Below are 7,944 nucleotides of genomic sequence, written 5' to 3'. Positions count from 1 at the left end.
CCCCCCCCCCGACGAGACCATCCGTGGCAGCGGCTCTCGGCCGTGCGCCGTGGCCCCCTGTCTGTCTGCCCTAGACTTGGTGCGATCAGCAGGAAACTGTAAGTCCCAGCCCGTCGCAGGGCACCCCAGGAGAACGCGGTCACCAGACTGGCCGGGGTGCGCGCGTGCCGTTCGCCGTTGTGTGTGGCGCGCATGCGGGCCGACGCGGACACCAGCCGGCAAACTAGGAGTACCGCCCCGTGAAGACCGATGTCGAGGAGCTGAGCCCGACCCGGGTCAAGCTGACCATCGAGGTCCCCTTTGAGGAGCTCGAGCACGCTTTCGACGTGACGTACAAGTCGCTCGCCAAGCAGGTCCGGATCAAGGGCTTCCGCCCGGGCAAGGCGCCGGCGCGGCTGATCGACCGCTACGTCGGCCGCGGCGCGGTGATCAGCGAAGCGGTGAACCACGCCGTTCCGGAGCTCTACAACGAGGCCATCCAGAAGGAGGAGCTCTTCGCGCTCGGGCAGCCCGACGTGGAGGTCACCAAGCTGGAGGACAACGACGAGCTCGCCTTCACCGCCGAGGTCGACATCCGACCGAAGTTCGAGGTGGAGGACTACAAGGGCATCGAGGTGACCGTCGACAGCGCCGAGGTCACCGACGAGCAGGTCGACGAGCAGGTCGGCACGCTCCGTGAGCGCTTCTCCACCCTCGTCGGGGCCGACCGCCCCGTGGAGGACGGCGACCACGTCTCGATCGACCTCTCCGCCGCCATCGACGGCGAGAAGCTGGAGGACGTCGCGGTCAGCGGCTACTCCTACGAGGTCGGCACCAACACCATGCTGGAGGGCCTCGACGAGACCCTGCGCGGCATGGAGGCCGGTGGCGAGGCGACCTTCAAGACCACCCTGGTGGGTGGCGAGCACGAGGGCAAGGAGGCGGACGTCACCGTCACCGTGCACAGTGTGAAGGTCAAGGAGCTGCCCGAGCTCGACGACGAGTTCGCCCAGCTGGCCAGCGAGTTCGACACGATCGACGAGCTGCGCGAGGACGTGCGCAAGCGCATGGGCGAGGTCCGCCGCATCCAGCAGCTCTCCGCGGCCCGTGACAAGGCCCTGGAGAAGCTGATCGAGTCGGTCGACATCCCGCTGCCCGAGTCGGTCGTGGACGAGGAGATCACCCGCCGCCGCCAGAGCCTGGAGCAGCAGCTCGCCCAGGGCGGCCTCACCAAGGAGGCCTACCTGGAGTCGCAGGAGAAGACCGAGGAGGAGTTCGAGGAGGAGCTCACCACCGGTGCCCGCTCCGCCGTCAAGGCCGGGTTCATCCTCGACCAGCTCGCCCTCCAGGAGGAGCTCAGCGCCGACCAGGGCGAGCTCAGCCAGTACGTGTTCGAGCAGGCCCAGCGCATGGGCGTGAGCCCGGACCAGCTCGCCCAGCACCTGGTCGAGTCCAACCAGATCCGCGTCGCCTTCACCGAGGTCGTCCGCGGCAAGGCCATGGACCTGGTCCTGGCCGAGGCCAAGGTCACCGACGAGGACGGCAACGTCGTCGAGCAGGACAAGGGCCAGGACGCCGAGGACGCCGTCGAGGAGGCCGCCAAGGCCGCCGCCGCGGCCGCCGCCGAGGCGACCGAGTCCACCGAGGACGCCAAGGACGAGGAGGGCGAGGACACCAAGTAGTCCCCGCTCGCCGCGCGCCCACGGGCCCCGTTCGACCTTCCGGTCGGGCGGGGCCCGTTCGTCGTTCGCTCTTGGAGGAAAGCCCTGTGTGAAGCTTGTTCCACCCTGCGCTCAAAGCGAACAGACACGGTATCGGTGCGAGCCCGGTACCCGTCGGCGTTAGTGTCGCTGTATCGCAACCGTTTCGATTCCGGAGCAGGTGACGAGAGTGCCTCCGACCTTTGAAGAGTCCCCGCGATTCGGCGCCCGCGCGTCGGAGCCGCAGTTTTCCCCTTTTACTGAGCAGACGCCTCAGCGCCTGTTGCGCCAGCGAATCGTTTTCCTCGGCGACCAGGTGGACGACGAGATCGCCAACCGTCTCGTCGGCGAACTCCTGCTGCTGTCCGCTGAGGACCGCCATCGGGACATCACCATGTACATCAACTCGCCGGGCGGTTCCGTCACGGCGGGTATGGCGATCTACGACGTCATGCAGTACATCCCCAACGACGTCCGGACCGTGGGCATCGGTCTGGCCGCCTCGATGGGCCAGATGCTGCTGTGCGCCGGTACCCCGGGCAAGCGTTACGCCCTGCCGCACACACGGGTCATGATGCACCAGCCCTCCGGTGGCATCGGGGGTACGGCCTCCGACATCCGGATCCTGGCCGACCAGCTCCTGTACGTGAAGAAGATGTTCATCGGCAAGATCGCCGAGCACACCGGGCAGTCGCCGGAGCAGATCGAGAAGGACGCCGACCGGGACCGCTGGTTCACCGCGCAGGAGGCCAAGGACTACGGCTTCATCGACGAGGTCCTCGAGGGGACGCTCGACGTGACCGCGGACCGTTCCGAGAGTTGATCCCGTCGGACCTGCATCCAGGAACGGCGCAGTGCGTGGAAGGCGTGAAATGACCGAGTTCAACCCCAGTCTCATCGGCGGCGCGGCCTCGATGGCTCCGCAGAGCCGCTACGTCCTGCCGTCCTACGTGGAGCGGACGTCGTACGGGGTCAAGGAGATGAACCCGTACAACAAGCTCTTCGAGGAGCGGATCATCTTCGTCGGCGTGCAGATCGACGACACGTCGGCCAACGACCTGATGGCCCAGCTCATCACCCTCGAGCAGCTTGACTCCGAGCGGGACATCCAGATGTACATCAACTCCCCGGGTGGCTCGTTCACCTCGTTGATGGCCATCTACGACACGATGCAGTTCGTGCGTCCCGACATCCAGACGGTCTGCATCGGCCAGGCCGCCTCGGCCGCCGCGATCCTCCTCGCGGGCGGCACGAAGGGCAAGCGTGGCGCGCTGCCCAACGCCCGCATCCTGATCCACCAGCCCGCCACCGAGGCCATGCACGGTCAGGCCAGCGACATCGAGATCCAGGCCAACGAGATCACCCGGATCCGCTCCCAGCTGGAGACCACGCTGGCCCGGCACACGGGGCGCTCGGTCGAGCAGGTGTCCAAGGACATCGAGCGCGACAAGATCCTGACCGCCGACGAGGCGGTCGACTACGGGCTCATCGACTTCGTCCTGCCCTACCGCAAGGCGTCGTTGAAGTAGGACCCCGCCGGCCGCCCTCCGGGGCGGCCGGCGCCGAATTCGGTCTCGGCCGTCCGTTCCCGGTGATTCGGGGGAGTTCGGCGGGTCGGAAGCCAGCGAGCCGGACCGGTCTTTGACCCGCCTGGGACAGCCCGGTGGTGAAGCCGGTCCGGTTTTTCGCTTAGTCTGGCGGAGAGCGACACACAGATCGCCTCGTCCGTGGCCTCCGGTCGTGGACGGCGTCGGAAGCTTGACTTCCGCACGGTTCGCGTGAGCGGCACCGACGGGGCGGCCTTAGTTTTGAGGAGTGGCTGGGTGGCACGCATCGGCGACGGCGGGGACCTGCTGAAGTGCTCGTTCTGCGGCAAGAGCCAGAAGCAGGTGAAGAAGCTCATCGCTGGCCCCGGCGTGTACATCTGCGATGAGTGCATCGATCTGTGCAACGAGATCATCGAAGAGGAACTCGCTGACGCCACCGAGCTCACGTGGGACAGCCTCCCCAAGCCGCGGGAGATCTACGAGTTCCTGGACTCGTACGTGATCGGTCAGGAACAGGCGAAGAAGGCCCTGTCGGTGGCGGTGTACAACCACTACAAGCGGGTGCGCTCGGAGGGCGAGCGCCCTGGCGACGAGGGCGTGGAGATCGCCAAGTCCAATATCTTGCTGTTGGGGCCGACGGGGTCTGGGAAGACGTTGTTGGCGCAGACGTTGGCGCGGATTCTGAACGTGCCGTTCGCGATCGCGGACGCCACGGCGCTGACGGAAGCGGGGTATGTGGGCGAGGATGTGGAGAACATCCTGCTGAAGTTGATCCAGGCGGCCGACTATGACGTGAAGAAGGCCGAGACGGGGATCATCTACATCGACGAGGTGGACAAGGTCGCTCGCAAGAGTGAGAACCCCTCGATCACCCGGGACGTGTCGGGTGAGGGTGTGCAGCAGGCGTTGTTGAAGATCCTGGAGGGGACGACGGCGAGTGTGCCGCCTCAGGGGGGCCGCAAGCATCCGCACCAGGAGTTCATCCAGATCGACACGACGAACGTGCTGTTCATCTGTGGTGGCGCGTTCGCGGGTCTGGAGAAGATCATCGAGTCGCGGACGGGCCAGCAGGGGATGGGGTTCAACGCGGTGCTGCGGCCGCGGTCCGAGGTGGCCGAGTCGGCGTTGTTCGGTGAGGTGATGCCGGAGGACCTGTTGAAGTTCGGGATGATTCCGGAGTTCGTGGGTCGGTTGCCGGTGATCACGAGTGTGCATGATCTGGATCGTGAGGCGTTGATCCGGATTCTGACGTTGCCGAAGAACGCGTTGGTGAAGCAGTACCAGCGGTTGTTCGAGCTGGATGATGTGGAGTTGGAGTTCACGCGGGACGCGTTGGAGGCGATCGCCGAGCAGGGGATCGTGCGGGGGACGGGTGCGCGTGGGTTGCGGGCGATTATCGAGGAGGTGTTGTTGTCGGTGATGTACGAGGTGCCTTCTCGTGAGGATGTGGGTCAGGTGATCATCACGCGGGAGACGGTCATCGACAACGTCAACCCCACCATCGTCCCCAGGAACCAGCGCGACGCCGGTCCCGAGGAGAAGTCCGCCTGATCCGAACCCCGATCCCCGTTCCCCCTGCCGTCGGGAACGGGGATCGTCGTGTGTCAGAGGCCGGGGACGCCCACGGTCGCGTCCGGCGGTGGGGCGCGCCACGGGAGCACACCCCGCCGGAGGGGGCGCTCGGGGGGCACCGGGCCGCCCGGCCCCGCGCGGTTCGTCGGGCACCGGGTGACCATCGCGGAGCGGTCACTCGTTCTCGAGGATCTGCTCCATGCGCTCGATGTCGGCGGTCTGCTCGGCGATGACGTCGTTGGCCATCCGTGTCACGGTGCGGTCGTGCCCCTCGGCGAGCAGGTCCTCGGCCATGATGATCGCGCCCTCGTGGTGGGTGGTCATGAGTTCCACGAAGAGCCGGTCGAACTCGTCCCCCTCGGCGGACTCCAGCTCCGCCATCTCCTCCTCGGAGGCCATCCCCGGCATGTCGTCGTGGTCGACCTCCAGGTCGCACCCGGGCAGGTCCTCCTCCCCTCCGCCGTGGTGGGAGCCGTCGCCCTCCAGCCCGCAGAAGTTCCGGTAGGCGGGGTTCTCCCGGGCCGGGCCCAGGACGTTCTCCTCCAGCCAGCTCTCCATGGCCGTGATCTCGGGTCCCTGCGCGGCCGCGATGCGGTCGGCGATGCTGTCGATCCCGTCCCGCTGGTGCCGGTCCGGAACCAGGTCGGCCATCTCCAGGGCCTGCCGGTGGTGCTCGATCATGAGCACGAGGTAGTTGACGTCGGCGGCGTTGTGGCCCTGCTCCTCGGCAAGGGCGGCGATCTGGTCGGACGTGGCGGGTGAGGAGGACTCACCGGGCGCTCCGGGGGCGATGACGTTGGCCGACCCCGGTCCGTCGTCGGTGCAGGCCGAGACTCCGAGCAGGGTGAGCGCGGTTCCTGCCGCGAGTGCCAGACGACGCACGGGTGTCCTCCAGACGGGGTTGGCGGACGGGGGTCCGCGAAGTGGTGCCAGCGTGACACCCTGCCGGTTTTCTACTCACTGCTTGGGTGTTTTGTCCAGCCCCGGCAACGTGTCGGCCCGATTCTCGCGATTCCCCTCGGGACTCCGTTCCAGGTGGAGGGGGAGTGGAATCCGGGAGGGATGTCCGATCTCGGCGTTTCGTCTGGAGTGCGCGCTCTATCCAGAGTAAAACACAAGGTAGTTAATTGACTGCTTTGTGTAGCCGCTGGGGGTGTCTGTCATGGCCGCGTTCACGCGACGAGGCGGAGTCGGTCCTGCGGTGCGGTGGGGTGCTCTCGGCGCGGGCTGCGCTCTGGTCCTCGGGACGGCGGTCCCGGGGGCGTTCGCGGACGACGTCCCCGTCCTCGGCGGCGGTGTGGAGCACCTGGCCAGCGTGCCCAAACCCGTCGCGCTGGCCGACTCCGCGGCCTACAACTCGGACCTGGCGTTCACCGGCGACTACGCCATCGGCGGCAACTACGACGGTTTCGTCGTCTACGACATCTCCGAGCCCGAGTCGCCCCGGGTGGTCTCCGAGGTGCTGTGCCCCGGGGGTCAGGGCGACGTGAGCGTGAGCGGCGACCTGCTGTACCTCTCCGTCGACTACCCCAGGGCCGACGAGGAGTGCGGTTCGGCGCCCGTCTCCCCCGCGGACGCGGAGGGCTTCGAGGGCATCCGGGTCTTCGACATCTCCGACAAGGCCGACCCGCAGTACGTGGCGGCGGTGCGCACCGACTGCGGTTCGCACACCAACACGCTGGTCCCGGCCGCGGACGGACGACGCGACTACGTCTACGTGTCCTCCTACTCGCCCTCGGAGGAGTTCCCGAACTGCCAGCCTCCGCACGACAAGATCACCGTCATCGAGGTGCCGCACGACGCACCCGAGGAGGCGGCGATCGTCAGCGAACCGGCCCTCTTCCCCGACGGCGGCGACGCGACCACCACGGGCTGCCACGACATCACCGCCTACCCCGAGCGCGGGCTGGCCGCCGCCGCGTGCCTGGGGGACGGGCTGCTGCTCGACATCTCCGACCCGGTCGCCCCGGTGGTGCTCCACCGGGTGCGCGACGAGAACTTCGCCTTCTGGCACTCGGCCACCTTCACCAATGACGCGGCCAACGTGGTCTTCACCGACGAACTGGGCGGAGGAACGGCGGCCGTGTGCACCGAGGAGGTCGGACCCGAGCGCGGCGCGGACGCCGTGTACTCGGTGGACCACTCGGGTGAGACGCCCACGCTCGAATTCCGGAGCTACTACAAACTGCCACGCCACCAGTCCGAAACAGAGAACTGTGTGGCGCACAACGGTTCGCTGATCCCCGTTCCCGGCGGTGACTTCTTCGTCCAGTCCTGGTACCAGGGCGGGGTGTCGATCATCGATCTCACCGACCCCGACCACCCCGAGGAGATCGGTTACCTCGACCGCGGCCCCTGGGACCCGGACACCCTGCGTACAGCGGGATCCTGGTCGGCCTATTACTACAACGGACACGTGTACTCGTCCAATATCCAGCGAGGTCTGGACGTGCTGCGCCTCACCGACCCGCGGCTCACGCCCGCGGAGGACGTCGCGCTCGTGGAGTTCAACCCGCAGTCCCAGCCGTCGCTGCCGGGTTCCTAGGCAGGGTGTGCAGGAGGACCGGGCGAGGGGGACACAGTGTTAACGATCATGTTTCTTTTGTCTCCCCCTATACATTCCGACCTTTAACTGTGTACGTTCTTCGTGTTTCGTTCTAATCGGAACCAGGAGTACATATGGCGTCATCCCCCCGCCCCCCTCGCGCCCTAGCCGGGCGCGGCGCCGTCGGACTCGCCCTCGCGGGAGCGGCGGCCCTCGTCGCCGGACTGCTGGGACCCTCCAGCGCACTGGCCCAGGAGACGTTCACCAGTGACGCCGAGACCAGCGACAACGTCACCCACGTGGCCAACGTCCCCAAGTCGGAGGCGATGGACGCGTTCAACTCGGACCTGGCGTTCACCGGTGACTACGCCATCGGCGGCAACTACAACGGTTTCGTCGTCTACGACATCTCCGAGCCCGAGTCGCCCCGGGTGGTCTCCGAGGTGCTGTGCCCCGGGGGTCAGGGCGACGTGAGCGTGAGCGGCGACCTGCTGTACTTCTCCGTCGACTACCCCAGGGCCAGCGACGAGTGCGGCGCCCCCGCGACATCCGGCACGGACCCGGACGGGTTCGAGGGCATCCGGGTCTTCGACATCTCCGA

General features: G+C 67.2%; 6 protein-coding genes and 1 pseudogene. 6 read left to right on the top strand and 1 reads right to left on the bottom strand.

All coding sequences use genetic code 11. The annotated features are described in order from the left end of the window. Positions 1-239: 239 nt before the first annotated feature. The 4 genes from tig (at position 240) to clpX (ending at position 4,777) form a co-directional block, all read left to right on the top strand. Entirely contained in the window at positions 240-1,661 is a 1,422-nt protein-coding gene (gene tig / locus D471_RS0123565; RefSeq protein WP_017600897.1) for a trigger factor, read from the top strand. A gap of 208 nt (positions 1,662-1,869) precedes the next feature. After that, positions 1,870-2,502, top strand: a complete 633-nt coding sequence (locus tag D471_RS0123560) for a ClpP family protease (RefSeq protein WP_083924307.1) — start codon at positions 1,870-1,872, stop codon at positions 2,500-2,502. 49 nt (positions 2,503-2,551) lie between these two features. Further along, on the top strand, positions 2,552-3,208 hold the full coding sequence (locus tag D471_RS0123555; RefSeq protein ID WP_017600895.1) for an ATP-dependent Clp protease proteolytic subunit: 657 nt from the start codon (positions 2,552-2,554) through the stop codon (positions 3,206-3,208). Positions 3,209-3,502: 294 nt separating this feature from the next. Beyond that, entirely contained in the window at positions 3,503-4,777 is a 1,275-nt protein-coding gene (gene clpX / locus D471_RS0123550) for an ATP-dependent Clp protease ATP-binding subunit ClpX (protein WP_017600894.1), read from the top strand. A gap of 195 nt (positions 4,778-4,972) precedes the next feature. On the opposite strand, the gene D471_RS0123545 is transcribed toward clpX, so the two are convergent. Further along, positions 4,973-5,680 carry a DUF305 domain-containing protein gene (locus D471_RS0123545; RefSeq protein ID WP_017600893.1) on the bottom strand — a complete coding sequence of 236 codons (708 nt, stop codon included), beginning with the start codon at positions 5,678-5,680 and terminating at the stop codon, positions 4,973-4,975. A 280-nt stretch (positions 5,681-5,960) separates the two neighbouring features. Here D471_RS0123545 and D471_RS0123540 point away from each other — a divergent pair, with 280 nt between their 5' ends. Next, a complete protein-coding gene (locus tag D471_RS0123540; protein ID WP_026128007.1) occupies positions 5,961-7,343 on the top strand; it encodes an LVIVD repeat-containing protein in 1,383 nt (460 codons plus the stop codon). 134 nt (positions 7,344-7,477) lie between these two features. After that, a pseudogene (locus D471_RS35800) lies at positions 7,478-7,944 on the top strand (hypothetical protein); the annotation flags it as partial.

Source organism: Nocardiopsis lucentensis DSM 44048 (genome assembly GCF_000341125.1).
In the GTDB taxonomy this organism is placed as follows: domain Bacteria; phylum Actinomycetota; class Actinomycetes; order Streptosporangiales; family Streptosporangiaceae; genus Nocardiopsis; species Nocardiopsis lucentensis.
This window is presented reverse-complemented; position numbering and strand designations above follow the sequence as displayed.